Annotated in this window: 14 protein-coding genes and 3 pseudogenes; 12 read left to right on the top strand and 5 right to left on the bottom strand. The window is 55.8% G+C overall.

The window, feature by feature from the left end; genetic code table 11:
- Positions 1 to 234: 234 nt before the first annotated feature.
- The 4 genes and pseudogenes from HMPREF1546_RS11415 to HMPREF1546_RS11400 all read right to left on the bottom strand — a co-directional run bounded on the left by HMPREF1546_RS11415 (position 235) and on the right by HMPREF1546_RS11400 (position 5,507).
- The gene (locus HMPREF1546_RS11415; protein ID WP_021749582.1) at positions 235 to 948 is read right to left on the bottom strand and encodes a GntR family transcriptional regulator; all 714 of its coding nucleotides are present in this window, start codon (positions 946 to 948) and stop codon (positions 235 to 237) included.
- A 1,370-nt stretch (positions 949 to 2,318) separates the two neighbouring features.
- A pseudogene (locus HMPREF1546_RS19665) lies at positions 2,319 to 2,813 on the bottom strand (site-specific integrase).
- 49 nt (positions 2,814 to 2,862) lie between these two features.
- Positions 2,863 to 3,189, bottom strand: a pseudogene (locus HMPREF1546_RS19660) (hypothetical protein); the annotation flags it as partial.
- 848 nt (positions 3,190 to 4,037) lie between these two features.
- Positions 4,038 to 5,507 carry a sigma-54-dependent Fis family transcriptional regulator gene (locus tag HMPREF1546_RS11400; RefSeq protein ID WP_021749575.1) on the bottom strand — a complete coding sequence of 490 codons (1,470 nt, stop codon included), beginning with the start codon at positions 5,505 to 5,507 and terminating at the stop codon, positions 4,038 to 4,040.
- Between the two features lie 445 nt (positions 5,508 to 5,952).
- Here HMPREF1546_RS11400 and HMPREF1546_RS11395 point away from each other — a divergent pair, with 445 nt between their 5' ends.
- Genes HMPREF1546_RS11395 through HMPREF1546_RS11375 form a run of 5 tightly spaced genes read left to right on the top strand, consistent with a single transcriptional unit; the run spans position 5,953 to position 11,153 of the window.
- Positions 5,953 to 7,260 (top strand): acetyl-CoA hydrolase/transferase family protein, encoded by a 1,308-nt coding sequence (locus HMPREF1546_RS11395; protein WP_021749572.1) that lies wholly within the window; start codon positions 5,953 to 5,955, stop codon positions 7,258 to 7,260.
- A 1-nt stretch (position 7,261) separates the two neighbouring features.
- Positions 7,262 to 8,071, top strand: coding sequence for an enoyl-CoA hydratase/isomerase family protein (locus HMPREF1546_RS11390; protein ID WP_021749571.1), 810 nt, complete (start codon positions 7,262 to 7,264; stop codon positions 8,069 to 8,071).
- 37 nt (positions 8,072 to 8,108) lie between these two features.
- Entirely contained in the window at positions 8,109 to 9,194 is a 1,086-nt protein-coding gene (gene dctP, locus HMPREF1546_RS11385; protein ID WP_021749570.1) for a TRAP transporter substrate-binding protein DctP, read from the top strand.
- Positions 9,195 to 9,246: 52 nt separating this feature from the next.
- Positions 9,247 to 9,846, top strand: a complete 600-nt coding sequence (locus HMPREF1546_RS11380; RefSeq protein ID WP_021749569.1) for a TRAP transporter small permease subunit — start codon at positions 9,247 to 9,249, stop codon at positions 9,844 to 9,846.
- Positions 9,843 to 11,153, top strand: a complete 1,311-nt coding sequence (locus HMPREF1546_RS11375) for a TRAP transporter large permease subunit (protein ID WP_021749568.1) — start codon at positions 9,843 to 9,845, stop codon at positions 11,151 to 11,153. Before HMPREF1546_RS11380 ends, HMPREF1546_RS11375 begins: the two co-directional genes overlap by 4 nt.
- A gap of 508 nt (positions 11,154 to 11,661) precedes the next feature.
- Here the strand turns inward: HMPREF1546_RS11375 and HMPREF1546_RS19655 are convergent.
- Positions 11,662 to 11,796, bottom strand: a pseudogene (locus HMPREF1546_RS19655) (site-specific integrase); the annotation flags it as partial.
- A gap of 1,147 nt (positions 11,797 to 12,943) precedes the next feature.
- Between HMPREF1546_RS19655 and HMPREF1546_RS18895 the strand changes: the two are divergent.
- The 7 genes from HMPREF1546_RS18895 to HMPREF1546_RS11345 all read left to right on the top strand — a co-directional run bounded on the left by HMPREF1546_RS18895 (position 12,944) and on the right by HMPREF1546_RS11345 (position 20,966).
- On the top strand, positions 12,944 to 13,333 hold the full coding sequence (locus tag HMPREF1546_RS18895; protein ID WP_021749563.1) for a hypothetical protein: 390 nt from the start codon (positions 12,944 to 12,946) through the stop codon (positions 13,331 to 13,333).
- A 1,253-nt stretch (positions 13,334 to 14,586) separates the two neighbouring features.
- Positions 14,587 to 14,835 carry a heavy-metal-associated domain-containing protein gene (locus HMPREF1546_RS11370; protein ID WP_021751948.1) on the top strand — a complete coding sequence of 83 codons (249 nt, stop codon included), beginning with the start codon at positions 14,587 to 14,589 and terminating at the stop codon, positions 14,833 to 14,835.
- Between the two features lie 40 nt (positions 14,836 to 14,875).
- Entirely contained in the window at positions 14,876 to 15,757 is an 882-nt protein-coding gene (locus HMPREF1546_RS11365) for a helix-turn-helix transcriptional regulator (RefSeq protein WP_021749558.1), read from the top strand.
- A gap of 213 nt (positions 15,758 to 15,970) precedes the next feature.
- On the top strand, positions 15,971 to 16,231 hold the full coding sequence (locus tag HMPREF1546_RS11360) for a DUF6110 family protein (RefSeq protein WP_025544004.1): 261 nt from the start codon (positions 15,971 to 15,973) through the stop codon (positions 16,229 to 16,231).
- A 56-nt stretch (positions 16,232 to 16,287) separates the two neighbouring features.
- On the top strand, positions 16,288 to 18,384 hold the full coding sequence (locus HMPREF1546_RS11355) for a heavy metal translocating P-type ATPase (protein ID WP_021749555.1): 2,097 nt from the start codon (positions 16,288 to 16,290) through the stop codon (positions 18,382 to 18,384).
- A 113-nt stretch (positions 18,385 to 18,497) separates the two neighbouring features.
- Complete coding sequence (locus HMPREF1546_RS11350) at positions 18,498 to 19,115, top strand: TetR/AcrR family transcriptional regulator (protein WP_036630510.1); 618 nt, start codon at positions 18,498 to 18,500, stop codon at positions 19,113 to 19,115.
- 57 nt (positions 19,116 to 19,172) lie between these two features.
- A complete protein-coding gene (locus tag HMPREF1546_RS11345) occupies positions 19,173 to 20,966 on the top strand; it encodes an ABC transporter ATP-binding protein (protein WP_021749553.1) in 1,794 nt (597 codons plus the stop codon).
- Positions 20,967 to 20,977: the final 11 nt, after the last annotated feature.

Genomic DNA, 20,977 nt, shown 5'->3' with positions numbered 1-20,977 from the left:
GGCTCTGGGGATCAATTCTATTTTTTGTAACATTCGGATCAAAAAATATATACACTTTTAACAAATTTCTATGCCCAGTCCTAATTCTTATGTGTATTCTGCTCCGAATCTCGGTATTCCTAGTATTATTTCTGATTCAAGCGATTCCGCAGCATTCAGACTTTTTATATATCAGAAAAAAATACGCCTGCTTTCCTTATGGAAGCAGGCTGCATTTTCCTGAAATCCGCACAATTATGTGGCAGATTCATCATTTTTTAATTTTTGAAGATGGTACTCCATGGTCGATATCATATGTTGTTGAACAGCTTCACATGCCTTCTCAACATCTTTGGCCTCGACGGCCTCTAAAATCGCCTGATGCTCCCGCCTGGAGGCCATGATGCGGGTATGGTCTTCTTGAACGAGATGCCGCATCCGGTTGGACTGGTCTTTCAGCCCATCCAGCATCGCCTCTAATCTGCCGTTTCCCGTGTTGTGAATATAAATACCGTGAAAGACCTCGTCTTGCTGGGCAACTTCTGCGTAATCTTCGAGATGATAAGCCTCTTCCATCGCATCAAAAGCATCTGCCATCTGTTGAATGGACGCCTTTGTTGCACGTCCAATATACAATTCAATTGCCAGAACATCCAGGGCCTTCCGAAGGGTGTACACATCTACGACATCATGTTTGTATAGGGGCGCCACCACCATACCTCGCCCGGGCGAGATCACAACAAAACCCTCATCTGCCAGGCGCATAAGTGCAGTACGGACCGGGGTCCGGCTAATATGCAGCATTTCACTCAGATGCCGCTCAACCAGCAGGGTAGACGGCTTGATTTTATTCTCAATAATCGAGCTTTTTAGCCACTGATACGCATACTCCTGCTTATTAGTGAGAAGAGGGTCCAGAGAGTTTCCCTGCGCCGCGACCTCTTGATATACCAGTCTTTTGTAAGACATATCTGATAAAACCTCTTCACAAAAGATTCTTCCGGATGGAGTTCATCTGGAAAATTTCAGAAACCATAAACCGAAAACAAATCTGCAACGCTGTATACTATAATTAACATATATTATAGCATGACGAGACAAATCCTGGCAATACCAAGATGAAGAATGGCTAGTATGTTCCAAGTTTTTGACTCCAAGTCTCCCTTTAAGTTCCTGTCGCTCTGTGGCAATCGTAGTGTCTGGGAATTGGCCTGTCCCGAGAACGCAAAAGTCGAATTGTGGCCTTTTTGTTCAAAAAAACAGGAAATACTGATTCAAAAAACTGTGCTGCAATGTCACTAAGTTAAGAACCGGGGCACCCCTGTTCTTAACTTTCGCTTTTTAAGTCTCCCCCAATTTGTGCGAAATAAATTACTACTTTGTGCGCCGTTCCTTCGGAAAACGCTTAACTTAATGACATTGCCCTGTACTGTGGGGCTTTTTGAACAGGCTTCCGGACTTCCCACAGCAGTCCTCTATCCCCTGCTTTTTGCGGGAAACTCAATTTTTCCTAAATCGTGTGGTGGGTAACAACTTCAAACTCATCGGCCACGCACTTCTCCCCAGACAATTCCAAACTAAGGCATCATATCACATGTTTCTGGTTCAGGTCAAATTCTCTTCTAATGGCAAACAGTCCAAAGGACACACAGAGGCTCACACGGCCAAACAAGATCTGGATTTTTTCTGTCCTTCGGGCTGTTGGTCCCCCAAAGTTGGGCCAGGTTTCTGCTCGGAACTGAGACGGCGTATAGCTGGATGTGGTGCTTGCCCTGCCCAGTTCCATGGCTCAAGAAATGAGAAGAATAGCTTCGCTTTATTTCTTGAAATATCCTTACTTAGTTCGAAGCGGGGTAAGCCTTCCCACATGGTTGTGCAGTTTTTGGTAATTGCAGTTGCCTCGAATCAGCACGGCAGATCAAGGCCAAATCCGTGTTTGCGGTTATTTTGCAAGTGGGATAAAATAGTTAAAATTAAAAGGGAAAAAACTGACACACAGGCTCTACGGAACGTGCTTTGCTGTCGGGCGCTGTATCGCCTGATATGAAAGGCAAAAACAGAAAAACGACCTCCGGATTACGGGCCACTAGATTAGTGACTCATAACCCGGAGGTCATTGGTTCAAGTCTAGCCCCCGCAACCATAAAATCGCTGCTTCCCACCCGGAAAGCGGCGATTTTCTCTGCCCGTTTGCAACTTTTTTGGACATCCCCATTTTCTGGACACCGGGGTGACCCAAACCATGACCCAGATGGGTCAAAAAACGCGCCCGGAGGCGGAAATACCGCCTCCGGACTTTTCCGCTTTCGGGGAAGATTTTTTTGTTTACAGTGTTGCCGTCAGGACCCTTTCCATGGTTTTTGCTGCCTCCTTCTGGGCTGCTGTTGTGACATGGGCATAAGTGTCCAGGGTGAACCCGCGCTGAAGTACCCCAGTATCCCGGACACCACCTTGGTGTCCACGCCGTTCTGGAAGGCCAGCGTGGCGAAGGTATGCCGGAGATCGTGGAATCTGACCCGAGGCAGCCCCGCTCGTTTCAGTACCTGGTGGAGCAAACTATCCGGCGAGATGGGACCGCCGGTGGGTGAGGGAAACACTCAGGGACTGCTGACGGTTTTCTTCCTCTGTTGTTTCAGAACCTGGATGGTATCCTCCGCTTGCGGCAGCGTCCGGTAGGCGTTCTTGCTTTTCCGGTGTGCTTTTACGATTTCGTCATTGATCCGGGCGATTTGCCGTTTCACCTGGAGGTTGTCATGTTCGAAATCGATGTCCTCCCACTTCAGGCCGAGCAATTGGCCTCGCCGGAAACCGGTTGCCAACTCCACGTAGTACATCTCGAATACCCCGCTGTCTCTGGCCTCTCTAAGGAAGGAGTCCATCTGTTCAATGGGCAGTGTTTTCATCTCCCGATGTTCCAGCTTCGGCGGGATCTGCTACGATGATTCTCTGCTTCTTTGCCAGTTTCATGGCTGAGGCGATGATCCGGCAGATGTTCCGCACTGTCTTGGGGCTCAGCCCCTTTGCCTCGTGCCTGCTCTCTACTCTGTCAATTCTCCCGCTGGTCAACAGCTTCTTGTAGAGCTTCTGTAACTCCAGAGAAGTGAGTTTTTCCAGCGGAACTTTGCCGATATTCGGCTTGATATGGTTATCGATGTACCCCCGGCAGGTCTGGTGGGGGGAGGAGCGACCCTTAATCTTTGCGTAGTTTTCAAACCACTCGCCTAGTGCCGCTTCCTATCAGCGACACACCATATCACGACGCTGGCTCAATAGCCGGGGGATGCAGCATCTATTATCAGAAAAGTAACAACTTGGTTGTCTGGTCAGAATCCGTAGCGTTGCTTTCGGTTCCGCACTTCCTGATGGGACGTCCCTGCCGGAAGCGTGGGGCATAGCTCTAGGAAGCTGTGTGCATCCCAGCGGTGACCCATACTTTTTGTTTGTGCTTCTAAGTATTCCAGAAAAGTGACCCTAAAGATGAGCCGATCCCTCTGTTTTTGGTCCTGCTTTCGGCCGCCTAGAAAACTCCCGCAACTGCCTGTACTGCGGGCGGTTGTGATCTGGCCGGAGGGCGCCCGCTATGCTTTCAACTGGTGGAGCCACTCCCGATTCTGGGGAAAAATGTGTTTCCATGGCAATCTCGCACTTCCACTCCCCACTTCCGCCCAGCCGTAGGATGACTTTTGTGGGGGGCACGGCTATCCCGTCCCCATTCGCCCCACACAGCGGCTCACATACCAAACAGAGGGGGGCTTCTTCCAGTCCTCCAACCCGTGGTCGTCCCAAGTGGGGCCGGGCTTCTGCCCAGAACTGCAGCCGCCGTATAGCTGGACGAGATGCTTGCCCACAAAAAAGCCCGGATGGTCTTGTACAAAGAATCAACAGAGCCGCCCCGCTGATTTTACCCAGCTCCCCACATGGGTCCAAAGGTCTGTGTCATTTACATAGAGTTGCCCGCATTCCAAGCATCCCGTGGCCCAACTCATTTCATATTGCATTTTGGAATTTGAATACATAGTATCCACATTGCATTAGCGGATGTTTATTTCGTCAGATCCTCATTCTTTGCCTTCTGCTGAAGAGGTTCCATATTTCTGCCGTAGCCGTTCCCAATGGCGTAGGAACGTAGTGGGCGGGAGTTTCAGGCGTTCCGCAGCCTTACGGATACTTCCGTACCGCTCGTAGAATGTCTGGAGATACCGCAGCTCCATACGCTCCAGCATCTCATTCAGTCCCGCCTCTGCCGGAGCATCCTGAACAGGCTCCGGACCCGCCACGTTCATCGGCAGGCTCTCCGGCTGAATCAAGTCTGTATCCGTGATGATGGTCGCCTGCTCAATGCTGTTTTTCAGCTGGCGGACGTTCCCTTCCCACCGATAGTTCAGCAACGCAAAGCAGGTTGCTGGGGACAGTTTCCGATGAAAGTCGTATTTTTGATTGTAGTAATCTAGAAAATGCTGAGCCAGAGGAATGATGTCATTTTTTCGCTTCCGGAGCGGCGGAATATGGATCGGCATGACATTCAGCCGGTAATACAGGTCCTCCCGAAAGCGTTTCTGCTGCACCATCTCTTCCAAGTCGCAGTTAGTAGCGGCGATCACTCGGATGTCCACCTGTACGGGTTCGTTGCCGCCCACGCGGATGAAAGAGCGGTTCTGCAGCACATGGAGCAGTTTGGCCTGCATATTCAGAGACAGCTCGCCGACCTCATCCAGAAACAGCGTTCCGTGATCTGCTGCCTCTAGAAGGCCTGGCTTCACTTTGCTGCCAGCGCCGGTGAAGGCATGGCCTTCATGTCCAAAGAGTTCGCTCTCAAAGAGAGACTCTGTGATGGCAGCGCAGTTGATGGGAACAAACCGCCGGTTGGACCGCCCGCTGTTCTGGTGGATGAATCTGGCAATCTCATCCTTACCTACACCGGTTTCTCCCAGCAGAAGGGCGGTAGAGTCCACCTTGGCTATCCGGGCGGCCAGGGCCAGCACCTTCAGCATCTCCTTATCGGCCACAATCAGTTTGCTTTGGCCACCCATCCGGGCCTTGATGCTCCCCAGTTCCTGGAGATATTGGTCATTCAGTCCCCGGATCTTATCAAGCTCCTGCTGCAAAGAGCTGATTTCGTCCAAATCCCGGTCATTACAGATATAGAATTCAATCTCACCGCAGCTATCAAATACCGGCGTGCAGGACACATGTGCACTGCGCCCTGTGCGATAGAAGGTCTGCACAATGGTGTGTGGCTTTTTGGTCTTTGCTACGATAGCACCGCAGGATTCGGAAATCAGATGGTTTCTCACCAACTGCTCCACCGGCACCCCCACTAACTCCTCTCTCCGAATCCCGGTGAGGACCTCATAAGCCCGGTTGATCCGCAGCGTCACCAGATTCCGGTCTGAGATCTGGATGGCATCCGTAGAGTTCTCGATAAAAGCATCCAGGACACGGTTCTGTTCTTCCAAATCCAAAACTCGCTTGCGCAGTTCCTCCATGGTCTCATGGGAAAACTGCGAGCGCACCTGCTTTTGCTCCAAAAATGGAACACCTCCCTTCGCCTTTTGCTCTTTTGTGCAATTTCAAATTTGAAATTACACTTTTTATCGTCAAAACTCATATCATCTTTGCTTTGTTTTTAACAAAAATGACTATATCATAAATCTTATGTTTTCACAAGTTCCAATTTCGGAGCACTCTACTCAAAATTCGTTCCAATTTTGGAACACAAAATTGCAATTTTTTTCACATAATCGAGGCCCCGTTTCCGTCATGGAAAATAATTCGATCTTTTTTGAATTTTGGGAGGAACCGCAATTCCATACAGTCATAGGGGTTTCTGGCTTTTCGCTGGAATGTTTTTTTAAATTGGCAAGATTTTTGCTATAATGATTTGTCGAATTCCAACGGAATGTGTTGGTGGCGGAAATCCCCCGCCAGACATACCATCGATGAAATATGTGAGATTTTAAGGAGGTACAAGAGATGGAAGACTGGAAGGCGCTCTATGCTTCCAAGCTGACGACCGCTGATGAGGCTGTCCGCCAGATTCCCAATGGCTCCCGGGTCTTTTTCGGCCATGCGGCCAATGAGCCCCCCGTCCTGGTGGACGCGCTGGTGCGAAACTATGAACAGTACAAAGACGTGGAGATCGTCCACTGGGTCCCCATGGGAAAGGGAGAGTATTGCGATTCCAAAATGAAGGGGCACCTCCACCATAATGCCATGTTCGTAGGCGGCCCCACCCGCAAAGCCGTGCAGGAAGGGCGGGCGGACTACACCCCCTTTTTCTTCCATCAGTCCACCCGGTTCTTCTCTGACGGCACTTTCCCCATCGATGTGGCAATGGTGTCCGTCACTCCGCCGGACAAGCACGGCTACGTGTCCCTGGGCGTCTCTGTGGGCGGTACCAAGCCCGCCTGCCTGAATGCCAAGATGGTCATTGCCCAGGTCAATGACCAGATGCCCCGCACCATGGGAGAGTCCTTCCTCCATGTCTCCCAGCTAACCTATTGTGTGGAGGCGTCCACGCCTCTGCCGGAGCTGGGTGGCGGCGCTATCGGCGAGGTGGAGGAGGCCATCGGCCGGAACGTGGCCTCCCTGGTGGAGGACGGCTCCACCCTGCAGCTGGGCATCGGCACCATCCCAGACGCGGTTCTGAAGTTCCTGGGAGACAAAAAGGACCTGGGCATCCACTCGGAGATGTTCTCCGACGGGGTGGTGGACCTGTACCAGAAGGGAGTCATCACCGGTGCCAACAAGCGGCTGGACAAGGGCAAGATGGTGGCCGCCTTCTTGATGGGCTCCAAAAAGCTCTATGACTTCGTGGACGACAACCCGGACGTGCTAATGCGGACCGTGGACTATGTGAACAACCCCGCCGTGATCTGCCAGAATCCCAAAGTCGTGTCCATCAACTCCTGCCTGCAGGTGGATTTCAACGGCCAGGTAAACTCTGAGTCCATGGGTACCAAGCAGTTCTCCGGCATCGGCGGTCAGCTGGACTATGTCCGGGGCGCGGCCATGTGTCCAGACGGCAAGGCCATTCTGGCCATGCCCTCTACGGCCAAGCACGGGGAAGTGTCCCGGATCGTCCCGGTGTTTGAGCCCGGCACCACAGTCACCACCACCCGCACAGATGTCCACTACATCGTCACGGAATACGGCATCGCCAACCTGCGGGCCAAGAGTCTGCGGGAGCGGGCCAGGCTCCTGATCAGCATCGCCCACCCCAAGTTCCGGGATCAGCTCTGGGAAGCTTACTACGAACGCTATGGCAAGGAGGATCAGTAATATGTCCGAGAAAAAAATTGAGGCCGTCAATGGACATACCTTACAAAAGGTATTCCTGTCCGTGGAGGATCACATCGCCGTTATGACCCTCCACAATCCCCCGGTGAATGCGGCAGACGGCGTGGTGCAGGAGGAGATCCTGCTCCTGTGCGACTATATCAACCATGAGGACGACATCTGGGTGTGCATTATGCACTCCGACATCAAAACCTTCTGCGTGGGCGTGGACATCAAGCGATTCTATCAGAGCATCCTGGATAAGGATGTCACCAATACCCAGGAGGTCTATTACGATGGTGCTCAGGCCCTCTATGAACTGCGGGTTCCCCTGATCTGTGCAGTTCACGGCCACTGCCTGGGCGGCGGCGTGTGCTACCCCGCCGGTGCGGATATCTCTATCGCCGTGAAGGGGACCCTCTTCGGCGCACCGGAGGCAAAGCTCAGCGTGGTGGGCGGCAGCGCCCATCTGGCCCGTATTCTGCCCCCCCAGATCCAGCGGGATATGAGCTACTGCGGCACTTTCATCACCGCAGAAGAGCTCCACGACAAGTACGGCGGTGTCACCATGGTGGTAGACACGCTGGAGGAACTGATGCCCGCGGCCATGGACAAGGCGCGGGAGTTGTGCCGCCGTGGTCCCCTGGTGCTGCGGTACCTGAAAGCCTGCATGAATGAGCAGGAGGATTTCCAGATCCACCGGAAGGATGAGCTGGAGGTGACTTACACCCGCTACATGGCTCGTCATGCGGATTTCAAGGAGGGTGTTTCCGCCTTCCTGGAAAAGCGGGAGCCGCAGTATACCGGCCAGTAAAACACATCCCCCATACAAGACTTTAGGAGGAAGGATCATGAGAAAGAATGCAAAAAAACTGTTTGCGCTGATTCTGGCACTGTGTATGTCGCTGACGTTGCTGACTGCTTGCGGCGGCGATACCGCTGGCAGCGATTCAGGCGTGGGAGAGAGCTCCTCCGGTGGCGAGACGATCACCTGGCGCCTGCAGAGCAGCTACTCCCTGAATTCCCTGCAGGGCGATATGGCCACCAACCTGAAGGAGGCTCTGGAGACCGCTACCAATGGCCGCCTTCAGGTGGAGCTGTATGAGCCGGGCGCTTTGTGCCAGACCTCCGATATACTGACCTATCTCTCGCAAAATGCCTTTGACTGTGCCGTCATCTTCGGCTCCACCTTCTCCGGCCTGATTCCGGAGGCGGATCTGGCCTGCGGCATCCCCTTTGCATGGGAGAGCTCCGCCGAAATCTATGACGTAATGGAGAACTATGGGTTGCTGGATGTGATCCAGGAGGCCTACGGAGAACTGAATCTCAAATACTACTGGAATGCCCATGAGCCCAACTACAACGTCCTGGCAAACTTCCAGGTAGAGAGCCTGGAGGACTTCCACGGCAAAAAGATCCGCGCTCTGGGCGTGTGGGGCGACTTCCTGGCTGCGTTGGGGGCCTCTCCCACCAACATTGCCGGCACAGAGGTCTATCAGGCCCTGCAGCTGGGCACCATTGACGGCGCTCTGTATGGCTGGTCCTCTCTGAGTGACTCCAACAACATCCGCGAGGTGGCGCAGTACGCCCTCAGCCCCTCCATGTGCTTCTGCCAAATGGCCACCGTGGTGAATCAGGACAGCCTGAACAAGCTCCCTGAGGACCTGCGGAGCATCGTGGACGAGACCATCCGGCTGGCCAACATCGGCGTCATCGGCCAGGCCCATGTGGTTGGTACGGAGAAAAGTGTTCGAGACGCTATCCAGGGCGGCTACACTGAGCTGTCTCCGCTGCCTGATGACGTCCTGGCCGAGATGCGTGAAATTGCTGTCACCCAGACCTGGGAAGAGCTGGCCGCCAAGAGCGAGCGTATGGCCCGCGGTATTGAGATCATCAAGCAGCAAAACCGTGACTATGGCCGCCAAGTGGATTACTGAGTCCGCGCGTTCCTCACAGAAAAATAGAATTCAAGAGAAGGGAAAGTGAGACATGAACGCACTATTGAAATTATCAGGCGGCATTGACGCCATTAATCGGACCATTGGCAGAATCTTCGCCTGGATTCTTCTGCCCATGATCTGCCTCACCGCCTTTGAGGTATTCTCACGTTATGTCCTCAAGTCTCCAACCGTCTGGGCATGGGAGCTGATTATCCAGATCTGGGGCCTGATGCTGATGGCCTGCGGCGGATACTGCTACTGGAAGGGCGGCCTGGTGCGAGTGGATCTGCTTTATAATAAATTCCCTGTCAAAGTCCGCTGCGGTATCAATATCGCCACCGCCATTCTGGTCCTGATCTGTATGGGGCTGGTATTTATCTACGGCATAAACATCTTCCTACTGTCCTTCCGCCTCAATGAACGGATCTCTTCCGTGTGGGGGTCTCCCATGTGGACCATCCGGTTTTGGGTGCCTCTGGGCGCTGCACTGATGTTCATTCAAGCCATCAGTGAGCTTATCAAGAATGTAGCCGCTATGGCAGGCAAGATTGAACTCACCAACAACTCCGACGAAGTCGCGGAGGCAATTGAAATCGTGAAGTCCGCTGAGCATCTGCCTGACGAAACCGGAAAGGAGGACATACAGTGAGTCCTGATATTATCATTTTGCTGCTGGGGCTGGTAGCCCTGATGGCGCTAGGCATCCCCATCTGCTTTGCCATGATGAGCGTGGCTTCAGTCATCCTGCTGGTGTTCTACGGCTCTGGCCTGCTGAATGTGTTGAACGCAGCATTTGTTTATCAGATGCAGTCGGAGTCCCTGCTGGCCATCCCCATGTTCGCTCTGATGGCGGCGTTCCTCCAGACCTCCGGCATCGGCGGAGACATCTACGAATTCTTCCACAAGTGGCTTGGCGGTATCAATGGCGGTCTGGCTATGGCCACAGTGGCCACCACAGCAGTCATCGCCGCTATGAGCGGTGTGGCGGCCACCGCTACCATCATGATGGGGCTGATTGCACTGCCAGCTATGTTGGACCGTGGTTATGACAAAGCGTTGGCCACTGGCCCCGTGCTGGCAGGTGGCTGCCTGGGCCCCATTATCCCGCCCTCTACCATCATGATCATCATGTCTTCCTATACCGGCGTGTCCGCAGGCTGGCTGTTTGCCGGCGGTGCGTTGCCCGGCGTAGGCTTGGCCCTGCTGTTCATCATCTATATCGGCATCCGCTGTGCCATCAATCCCAAGCTGGGCCCCGGCATCCCCAAGGCCGAGCGTCCCTCCTGGGGCGAGAAGATGCGGGTGTTTAAAAAGGTCATCGCCCCCATTGCCATCATCGTTCTGGTGCTGGGCTGCATCTATGCCGGAATCGCAACACCTACTGAGGCCGCCGGTGTGGGCGCCTTCGCCTCCATGGTGTATGCCCTGATTACCCGGAAACTGAATGTGAAGAATCTGCGGGCCTCTCTCATCCAGACCATGGAGGTCTCCGCCATGCTTATGTGGATTCTCATGGGAGGCGCCGCTTACAACTCCCTGGTGAATATCACCCGCCTGTCTGACGTGGTAGCCGCTGCTTTTGCAAGCTCCAATCTGGACGGCCTGCCCCTGATGCTGCTGATCTTTGCGCTGTTCTTTGTGATGGGGATGTTCCTGGACACTACGCCCATCATCATGATTGCCATTCCCATTCTGCTGCCGGTAATCCAGGCTTCTTCCCTGGACACCAACGCCACCATCCTGATTCTGTGTGTCACTCTTTGCCTGGGCATGATTACTCCGCCTTTTGGCATCAATATGTTCTACTTGCAGGGTGTGGCACCTCCGGGAGTGGACACCAAGGTTATGTACAAGGCGGTCATGCCGTATGTTATTATTTTCCTGGTTGCTTGCTTCTTTATGATGCTTTTCCCGGAACTGATTGTCATCTTCCCGAACGCTGCGATGGGATATTGATCTGGAAGAACATCGGAGCTGCAAAGACCCAGGGCCCGTTCCGTTTGATTCATGCAATGTGGTGTTAACACATCTCCCCCAATATGTAAGCATAAACCGTTAGATGCATTTCTTGTACTCCTTATTTTCGGCATCTTTCCCCGCCCCATGACCTGCCACAGATTGCTGAAAACCGTCATGGAGTAGGAAGAAATGAATTCCGGGTTTTGGACGATTCCAGGTCCCACAAAAGTCCGGAAAACGTTGCGGTGCAGCGGATAGAGAAAACGATAGCAGTTTATAACCCGGAGGTCGTAGGTTCAAGTCATGCCCCGCAATCACAAAACCGTCTGATTTCATAGAAATCAGACGGTTTTTCTGCCTTTGCATCCAAAGGTTTCCGGAGAAATAACGCGATTTTACAAAATTTGCAGTTGCCCCAAACCATGACCCATACAGGGCAAAAAACGTGCCTTGGCGCAACTCTGCCGTGCCAAGGCTTTCCTGCTGTTTGGAACCATTTTTCCACTTTCAGCTTGGTCGTCGTCTCTGCCTGGGTCCTGCCAAGGACGTTCTTGTAGATGGCCTTGCCTGTCTCGGGATCATGCCCTGCGGTATCCCCCCCTCCATCTTTTCTCTTTCTGATGTTACCTTCGCCGTTGATCTATTTCTTTACCATAGTATTCGTCTCCTTTTCAACGACACAATATACCACAGAAAAAAGAAATAGCCAGGGAAAGGTGACGGTTTTATTAAAGTTAAGAAATAACTGCCAACTGCAGCAAATTCTCCTGGGTCTGGTGAGCTAACGTTTCCTTAATTTTCCTATAAGCCTGTTCCGGTTTCTGCCGGACACCCTAAGTTTCGGTGCCCGGCAGAACCTTGCGTGTAGGGAACCCATGTAGTCATGCATTGTGCTGCATCCTTGTTAGTGACACATCATATCACGACGCTGGTTCAGTAGCCAGGAAACTGGATAGAAATTTTTAGAAAAGTAACAACTCGGCTGCCTGGCTGGAGGCCCTATGTTTGTTTTCAGTACCGCAAGGGGATGCGCTCTGGAACCGTGGGCCAAAACCGCAGAAAACCGTACATATCCCCGGCACGCCCCCACTTTTTGATTTTGTCTCTAAGCATTCCGGGAAAGTGATCCCAGAGCGGATCCCATCCCCATATTTTTGCCCCACTTCACAGCCCTATGAAAACCCTTGAAACAGCCCGCACTGCGGACTGCTGTGATCCGACCGGAGGCCGCTTGCGCTCCCCCGGTCTTTATCCTGTTTTTTCTTTCGTCCTCCGCAGAGCCTCAAAACTACCTTGTTTCCGCTCCCAATGGTTCGGTGGGGCTGGGACTATTCCCTGCTTCCGTGGCGGGCACACAGGCCACACACTGTTCGTAGCCGCTTCAGCCGTCCTGGTGCTGCCCTCTCTGCCAAAGCCTCAGACAAACCACTCACAGGCGGCAACGTGTGACTCTCCCGTTCAGGGCCCCAGTTCTCGGTCTTGTCTCTTTGCATTATTCATCGAGAGCTTTCTATATTCTTTAGTGCGGTGCAAATTTTGATAGATCTGTCCCTCAAAATCCTGCACCAGAATATCAAAAGCCACCGCAGAGCGGAATGAATCGCCCTTTGGCTCTTGGGGATTTCAGGAAGCAAAAGGTCCGAAAAGCACTGCGGCACAGCAGTTTGACGGACGGAATGCAGCCGGGGAACCGAAAGTCCTCATGCCTTCAAACCAGCGGTTTCCGTCCGAATACTGTCAGGATCCAAACAGGCCGGACCGTTGCTTATTAATTATTTTTCGAGATATTGGTTAATTTTGCTGCCCAGAATGGGGATGTACTGGACGATCTTCTCCTTGCTGACCGTGTAGAAAAACCTGCCGGGAATGTAGGCGATATTTTTTATCCAATATTTAAAACCAGCAGTTTGAGAATGACAGCGCGAAGCATTCACCAGATCATCGTCTCGGCTATGAAGCCAACAAATGCTTATCACAGCAGCTCAGAATACGGCAAAACCACGCAAAAATTCTTCCAGATACCATCTAATTCTTTGAAGGCGCAGGAAACCCGGCTGATTTCTTTGGAAATCAGCCGGGAGAGAAGCGGAATGCAATACCAGGCGGTAGCCTGTGTCCACTTTGAAAAGGCAGAGAAAAAGGGGCAATGCCCACTGCTCAAGGTGCGGCAGAGATAAGCCCGAGATTTCCATCTATGAGCCGATGCTGTTTCAAACGGCTATAAAGCCAGGTTGGGTCTGCCAGACCAATTTGAGCTTGTTTTACATGGCCCCGTAAAAGGCAAAAAACGTCGCGGTACGAGAACACAGAGTCTCCTCCGGGCGGCATCGCGTCGGCCAACTGTGACGCAAAAAAGCAGAAAGCGTATGACAGCAGGCGTCAGGCCGGAAGCAGCATTCTATCCCGCCACGACGGGCAGAACGGGAGGATATGGACTTGGTGGCACCGGTCTTCACGATGTTGGGCGGCCTGTCTCCCTGCCGTTCCGCATACAGCAACCGCGATATCAGCGAGCAATACCCCTAGCTCTCCACTGCGCGAAAGAGCTTTCCCACAGCGCAGCGCCGCAGCAACAGCACTTACTACCAGAACTTCAGCGAGCTGCAACTAGAGACCATTCTGGCTGCCCATGTCCAGCAGGCAGTTTTGGGGGTATGTTCCCCAGAAGAAGCGCTGAAGCAGGCCCAAGAGGACTGCAATCGCTATTTTCAGCCATGGTAAAGAGGCCAAACTGCAAGAGACAGATAGTCGAGGACGAATTTATCAGATCTGGAAGAGACGTCAACCCGGCAGGACCAGGAGATTCTGCCGCCGTCTGCAGAACTGGAGATCGGGCCGCAGGCTGAAACACGGCTCAGAATCTGCAGGGCCGTCGAGAGCAGGAAAGTCCTTCGTTCCGGGCATGTTCCTTGTTAGCCCGGCACCATGCATCCAGCGCCATCGTGGCGGAGCATCGCAGATGGGTGTGGGGCCCTTTCACCTGCCGGCTCTTTTGGCGGAGACGGGGGAGCCGTTGCTCCGACACCGGCCAAAGTAAGGTGCAGGCCGGAAAGCGGTTCCTGCAAACGGAATCAACACGCCGATAAAAGGCAGGCACATCCGAATTTCCCCTCTTTCGAGCGCCACGCCGTTCAAATGCTTTTGTATGGTCGCCCCTCTCTCAAAGCAGCCGCTTTGCGTACCGTTTGCCAGACGGTCGTAGCCGGTTTTAAGAGGCTCCTGCCGGAATACCATGCCGGGTGCCAATGCTTGCGCGGTCCCGGGGCTTGACAAACCAGACGATGCGGCTCTATAATGTTTTTTGGTTAGATATGCCTAACCGATTTGCATGGGAAACCAGACTGATATTATCTGGACAATTCCCCTGACAGGAGAAGATTGTCCTGTGGTTAGCGTTAACTAATAGAAGCAGCAGTGGAGGCGGCAGAATATGTGGAAATATACTGTGCGGGTGACAGGTATGATGTGCGGCATGTGTGAGAGCCATGTGAACGACGCGGTGCGCAGAGCCTTTCCGGTGAAGAAAGTCACCTCGTCCCGGAGCAAAAAGGAGACCACGGTGATCGCAGAAACAGAGTTGGATGAGGCAGCCCTGCGGGAAGCCATCCGGGCCACCGGCTATGACGCAGGGGAGATTCGGAAAGAGCCCTGGGGGAAGAAGGGGCTGTTCGGCCGGTAAGCGGCCGGGACACAGATCAGCAGAGAGAGGAGGCAGACGGATGCTGGCAGAGGTTCTGGCGGACCGTGGAGACTGGTCGCAGGTGATGCCCGGCGTCCGGGCCTGCCTGTTCTCTCTGGAAAAGAGCCCTCTCCCCCTGCCCCTTCGACTGGAGCCTCTGCATTTCGAGGCCTTGTTCTGTGTTGCCGGGACGGTAACACTGACCCGGCGGGACGGATCGGCCCTGACGGCAGGTGCCCGGCAGGTGCTTCTTCTCACGGACGCCTCCAGCCTGTCCGCCGTCAAGGTCGGCACCTCCCTGGAGGGAGTCCTGGTAGCAGTGGACGCCCGCAGCGCCCGGGACAGCCTGGAGGCCCTGTGTGCGCTGCTGGGGGGCCTCTCTCTGGACACAGAGCAGGTACGGCGATGGATGGCCAGCCGGAACGGCTGTGCCGTAGAGGGGCCCAGCACCTGGAGCCGGGCGGTCTTTGCCAACCTGGACTGCCTGCCCCAGAGCGAGCAGGCCCGCTGGTGCGTGTGGAAATCGGCAGAGCTGCTCTATCTGCTCTCCGCCCCAGAGGGAAATGCGCTGAATGTCCTCCCGGTCCCGGCACTGGATCGGGAGGTAGTCCGGGTTTTAGGAAAGACGCGCCGTTATATGGAGGATCACCTGGCCGATCCCCTGACCATCCCAGCCCTGAGCCGCATGGCCATGCTCTCCGCCACAACATTCAAGGATGCTTTCCGCCGTCTGTACGGCCTGCCGGTCCACGCCTGGCTGCGGCAGCGGCGGATGGAACGGGCGGCAGAGCTGCTGCGGGACTCCTCCCTCAGTGTTCTGGGGGTGGCTCAGTCAGTCGGATATGGCAGTGCCAGCCAGTTCACCGCCGCCTTCCGCCGGCAGTACGGTATGACGCCGGCCAAGTACCGGAAGGATGTCTGAACCGGCACAACATCGTCTGTTTTGGTGATACACCGGGCGTTTCATCTGCTATAATGCTTTAATACGCGAAGAGACGGGCTTGTTTCCAGACAGGAGGAGATCTTGATGAAACAACATCGCTTCTGGGCCTGGGGCGCCGTGATCTGCATGATCATGGTGATGATCACAGGTTACAAACGCAAATAACCAATCACGGAAAGGAAGAATCCTATGATGAAGCATTACGTCAGACTGGCCTGCTTTGTGGGCGGTGCTCTGTTCGGCTCTGCCGGCGTGAAGCTGCTGACCAGCAAGGATGCCAAGAATGCCTACATCCACATCACCGCCGCCGGCCTGCGGATGAAGGACAGCGTGATGGAGACGGTCACCGCCGTCCAAGAGAACGCCGCCGACATTGTGGCCTCCGCCAAAGACATCAATGAGGCCCGGGCCTCCAAGGAGGCCGAAACCCAGGTGGAGGGTCAGGAGGCTTAAAAGCTGCGGAAGGGAGCCGGAAAGCGGCTCCCTTTTTCATAGGAAGGAGTACCTGTATGCGAGCAACCATCGTACACGAGAGCCGGGGGCGGCTACGTCTGCGCCTCCGGCAGAAAAACCTGACCTTGCGTCAGGCCGACCTGCTGGAGACCTGGCTGAAGGGCCAGCCCTGGGTCCGGGAAGCCGCTGTCCATGAGCGCACAGGCTGTCTCATCGTGACCTTTACAGGGGAGCGGGAAACGGTTCTCTCCGCACTCGGCGCGTTCACCTGGGCCGGGGCAGAAGCGTCTGTCGCCCTCCCCGATCACAGCACCCGGGCTATGAACCGGGAGTTCCAGGAGAAACTGGTGGGTAAGGTGGCAGTAAAGGCGGCGGCCACCCTGTTCCTGCCTGCGCCGCTGCGGATTGCCCGGGTGATTTGGCACATGGCGCCTTTCCTGCGCAAGGGCCTTCGCTGTCTGGGACGGCGTCAGATCAAGGTGGAGCTGCTGGATGCCCTGTCCATCGGGATTTCGGCCTGCCGCCGGGACTTTGGCACCGCCGGCACCGTCATGTTCCTGCTGGAGATCGGGGAGCTGCTGGAAGACTGGACAAGGAAGAAGTCTGTGGCCGACCTGGCGGAGAGTTTGTCCCTTCACGTAGACCGGGTGTGGCTGAAAAACGGGAACGACGAGGTACTGGTCTCCATTGGACAAGTGAAGCCCGGCGATCTGGTTGTGGTCCGGGCCGGGGGCGTCATCCCTCTGGACGGCGTGGTGGCGGAGGGTGAGATCACCGTCAATCAAGTCTCCCTCACAGGCGAGTCCGTCCCTGTGGCCAAGCGTCCCGGAGGGGCGCTGTACGCCGGCACCGTGGTGGAGGAGGGCGAGTGCGTCCTGGAGGTGAAGCAGGCATCCGGCCAGGGCCGGTACGACCAGATTGTGGACATGATCCAGCGGTCGGAGCAGATGAAGTCTGCCGCTGAAGCCAAGGCGTCCAACCTGGCCGACAAGCTGGTGCCCTATACCTTCGCCGGGAGCCTGCTGGATTTGCTCCTCACCCGGAATGTGACCCGAGCCCTGTCGGTGCTCATGGTGGACTTCTCCTGTGCCTTAAAGCTGGCGATGCCTTTGGCAGTCATGTCTGCCATGCGGGAGGCCGGGCGTGAGCACATCACCGTCAAGGGCGGCAGGTTTCTGGAAGCCACAGCCAAAGCGGACACCATCATCTTTGATAAGACCGGCACCCTTACCCACGCCTGTCCCCAGGTGGCCCAGATCATCCCCTTCAACGGCAAGAATGAGGCGGAGATGCTCCGCCTGGCCGCCTGCCTGGAGGAACACTTCCCCCACTCCATGGCCAACGCCGTAGTGGAAGCGGCCCGCCGCCGAGGCCTGCGCCATGAGGAACGCCATGCCAAGGTGGAGTATCTGGTGGCGCACGGCATCGCCAGCTCGGTGGATGGGGAACAAGTGCGCATCGGCAGTGCCCATTTTATCTTCGAGGACGAGAAGGTGCGCATTCCGGAAGGCGAGCAGGAAAAGTTCGACACCCTGCCTCCGGAGTTCTCCCAGCTCTACCTGGCAATCGACGGAGTGCTCTCCGCCGTGATCTGTATCTCCGACCCCCTGCGGGAGGAGGCAAAAGATGTGTTCTCCGCTCTGCGGAGACTGGGCGTGAAAAAGACTGTCATGCTCACCGGGGACAGCCCCCGCACCGCCGCCGCCATTGCGGCCCAGCTGGGGGTAGATGACTTCCGGGCCGGGGTGCTTCCGGCGGACAAGGCGGAGTATGTGACAGCCCTGCGGCGGGAGGGGCACACAGTCCTCATGGTGGGAGACGGCATCAACGATTCCCCTGCCCTCTCCGAAGCGGACGCGGGCATCGCCATCAGCGACGGGGCGGCCATCGCCAGAGAGATCGCCGATATCACCATCGCCGCCGACAGCCTGTGGGAGCTGGTGCAGCTGCGGCAGCTGGCCATGGCCCTCATGAACCGCATCCAAGCCAACTACCGATTCGTCATCGGGTTCAACGGGGCGCTGATCGGCCTTGGCGCGGCGGGTGTGCTGCCGCCGGCCACATCGGCCATGCTCCACAACCTGTCCACTCTGGGCGTCAGCCTCCACAGCATGCGTGCTCTGCCCCTTCCCAAATCAGGGCAAAGATTTTGATCGAAAAGCCCGGCGCACTTGCGCCGGGCTTTTTCGGCTTTCCCCCCTTGACAAATTGTGGGGCTGGTTGTATTATAACACCGTTATATAACGATGTTACAGGAGAGATTCCAGTGGAAGAAACATCTGTTACCACATTGGAAAAAATTCAGGAGGCCGCTATGGCGGAATTCCTGGATAAAGGCTTCCAGGGGGCCTCCCTGCGGCAGATCGTGAAGAATGCCGGGGTGACCACCGGCGCCTTCTACGGCTATTTTTCCAGCAAGGAGGCCCTGTTCGCCTCTATCGTGGAGCCCCATGCCGCCGCCCTCATGGGGAAGTTCATGGCGGCCCAGACCTCCTTCGCCGAGCTGCCTGAGGAGCAGCAGCCGGAGCACATGGGCGTGGAGTCTTCTGGCTGTGTCCACTGGATGGTGGATTACATCTGTGCCCACCGGGAGCCGGTGAAGCTGCTGCTCTGCTGTGCGGAGGGGACCAGCTATGAGCACTTCGTCCACAACATGGTGGAGGCAGAGGTGGAATACACCCAACGGTACATGGAGGTGCTCCGCCGCCTGGGCCGGGACATCCCAGTGCTGGACAAATCCCTGTGCCATATCATCGCCAGCGGGATGTTCAATGGCATCTTTGAGATCGTGGTTCACGACATGCCCCGGGACCAGGCGATGCGGGATGTGGATCAGCTCCGGGACTTCTACACCGCCGGATGGCTGAAATTGATGGGGGGATAGCCCCCTGTCTTTTTGGATGACAGTTAGTTTTAGCTAACTTTGAGAAGGAGGTTTTTTATGAAGCAGAAGAAAAAGAGTGATGTGGCCGTCCTGTTGGGCTACGCAGGCAGCCACAAGGGCCTGACCTTTCTGGGCCTGGCCCTGTCGGCGGTGTCCATGCTGCTGAGCATGGCACCCTACATCTGCATCTGGCTGGCAGCCCGGGACCTGATCGCGGTGGCGCCGGACTGGACGAAGGCGCAGAGCGTCGCCCAATACGGCTGGCTGGCGTTCGCCTTTGCGGTGGCCGGCATCATCCTGTATTTTGCGGGATTGATGTGTACCCATCTGGCTGCCTTCCGCACGGCGTCCAATATCCGCAAGCAGGGTGTGGCCCATGTGATGAAGGCCCCGCTGGGCTTTTTCGACTCCAACGCCTCCGGCCTCATCCGCGGGCGGCTGGACGCGGCGGCGGCTGACACGGAGACCCTGCTGGCCCACAACCTGGCGGACATCGTGGGTACCATCACGTTGTTCATCGCCATGCTGGTGATGATGTTCGTCTTTGACTGGCGGATGGGGGCGGCCTGCCTGCTGGCTGCGGTGATCTCCATTGTGGCCATGTTCTCCATGATGGGCGGCAAAAACGCCAAGATTCTGGCAGAGTATCAGGCGGCCCTGGACCGCATTACCAAAGCAGGCACTGAGTACGTCCGGGGTATCCCTGTAGTCAAGATCTTCCAGCAGACCGTCTACTCCTTCAAGGCGTTCCAGGAGGCTATTGAGGACTACAGCACCAAGGCCGAGCACTACCAGGCAGATATTTGCCGGACACCTCAATCCATCAACCTGACCTTCACTGAGGGCGCCTTTGTGTTTCTAGTGCCGGCGGCCCTGTTCCTGGCGCCCGGGGCTCTGGCCGCCGGCGACTTCACAGGATTTGTCACAAACTTCGCCTTTTACGCGGTGTTCTCCGCCATCATCTCCACGGCACTTGCCAAGATCATGTTCGCCGCATCGGGCATGATGCTGGCCAGCACCGCGCTTGCCCGCATCGACCAGGTCATGTGCGCCCCGGAGCTGAAAGTGCCGGAGCAGCCCAAGTCCCCCCAGAGCAGCCGTGTGGAATTTGAGGATGTGAGCTTCACCTACGACGGCGCGGAAACCCCCGCCCTCTCCCATGTCTCCTTCACGGCGGAGCCGGGGCAGACCGTGGCCCTGGTGGGGCCCTCCGGCGGCGGCAAGACTACCGCCGCCAGCCTGATCCCACGGTTCTGGGACACCGCCTCCGGTGCGGTGAAGGTGGGCGGCGTGGATGTGCGGCAGATCGACCCCCATGTGCTCATGGACCAGATCGCCTTTGTGTTCCAGAACAGCCGCCTGTTCAAAGCCTCCATCTTTGAAAATGTCCGGGCCACCCGCCCAGACGCCACCCAAGAGCAGGTGCGCGCGGCGCTGATGGCCGCCCAGTGCGGGGACATTCTGGAGAAGCTGCCCCAGGGCATGGACACCCTGATCGGCTCCGAGGGGACCTATCTCTCCGGCGGCGAGCAGCAGCGCATCGCCCTGGCCCGGGCCATCTTAAAGGATGCGCCCATCGTGGTCCTGGATGAAGCCACCGCCTTCGCGGACCCCGAGAACGAAGCATTGATCCAAAAGGCGTTCTCTGAGCTGACCCGGGGCCGCACCGTTATCATGATCGCCCACCGCCTGTCCACCGTCGTGGGCGCGGACAAAATTCTCGTGTTGGAGGAGGGCCGCATTGCGGAGCAGGGCTCCCATCAGGAGCTGACCGCCGCCGGCGGCCTCTATGCCCGGATGTGGGCGGATTACAACCAGGCGGTCCAGTGGAAGATCACCAGCGAACAGTGAGAGAGGGGTGG

It is taken from the genome of Oscillibacter sp. KLE 1745 (assembly GCF_000469445.2).
GTDB lineage: Bacteria > Bacillota > Clostridia > Oscillospirales > Oscillospiraceae > Oscillibacter > Oscillibacter welbionis.
The sequence above is the reverse complement of the archived record's forward strand: the minus strand, read 5'-3'. Positions and strand labels throughout refer to the sequence as shown.

Coding starts and splice junctions, on each gene's coding strand:
- HMPREF1546_RS11395 (WP_021749572.1), top strand. CDS start 5,953: ATGGAAGACTGGAAGGCGCTCTATGCTTCCAAGCTGACGACCGCTGAT.
- HMPREF1546_RS11365 (WP_021749558.1), top strand. CDS start 14,876: ATGCTGGCAGAGGTTCTGGCGGACCGTGGAGACTGGTCGCAGGTGATG.
- HMPREF1546_RS11360 (WP_025544004.1), top strand. CDS start 15,971: ATGAAGCATTACGTCAGACTGGCCTGCTTTGTGGGCGGTGCTCTGTTC.
- HMPREF1546_RS11370 (WP_021751948.1), top strand. CDS start 14,587: ATGTGGAAATATACTGTGCGGGTGACAGGTATGATGTGCGGCATGTGT.
- HMPREF1546_RS11415 (WP_021749582.1), bottom strand. CDS start 948: ATGTCTTACAAAAGACTGGTATATCAAGAGGTCGCGGCGCAGGGAAAC.
- dctP (WP_021749570.1), top strand. CDS start 8,109: ATGAGAAAGAATGCAAAAAAACTGTTTGCGCTGATTCTGGCACTGTGT.
- HMPREF1546_RS11355 (WP_021749555.1), top strand. CDS start 16,288: ATGCGAGCAACCATCGTACACGAGAGCCGGGGGCGGCTACGTCTGCGC.
- HMPREF1546_RS11390 (WP_021749571.1), top strand. CDS start 7,262: ATGTCCGAGAAAAAAATTGAGGCCGTCAATGGACATACCTTACAAAAG.
- HMPREF1546_RS11345 (WP_021749553.1), top strand. CDS start 19,173: ATGAAGCAGAAGAAAAAGAGTGATGTGGCCGTCCTGTTGGGCTACGCA.
- HMPREF1546_RS11380 (WP_021749569.1), top strand. CDS start 9,247: ATGAACGCACTATTGAAATTATCAGGCGGCATTGACGCCATTAATCGG.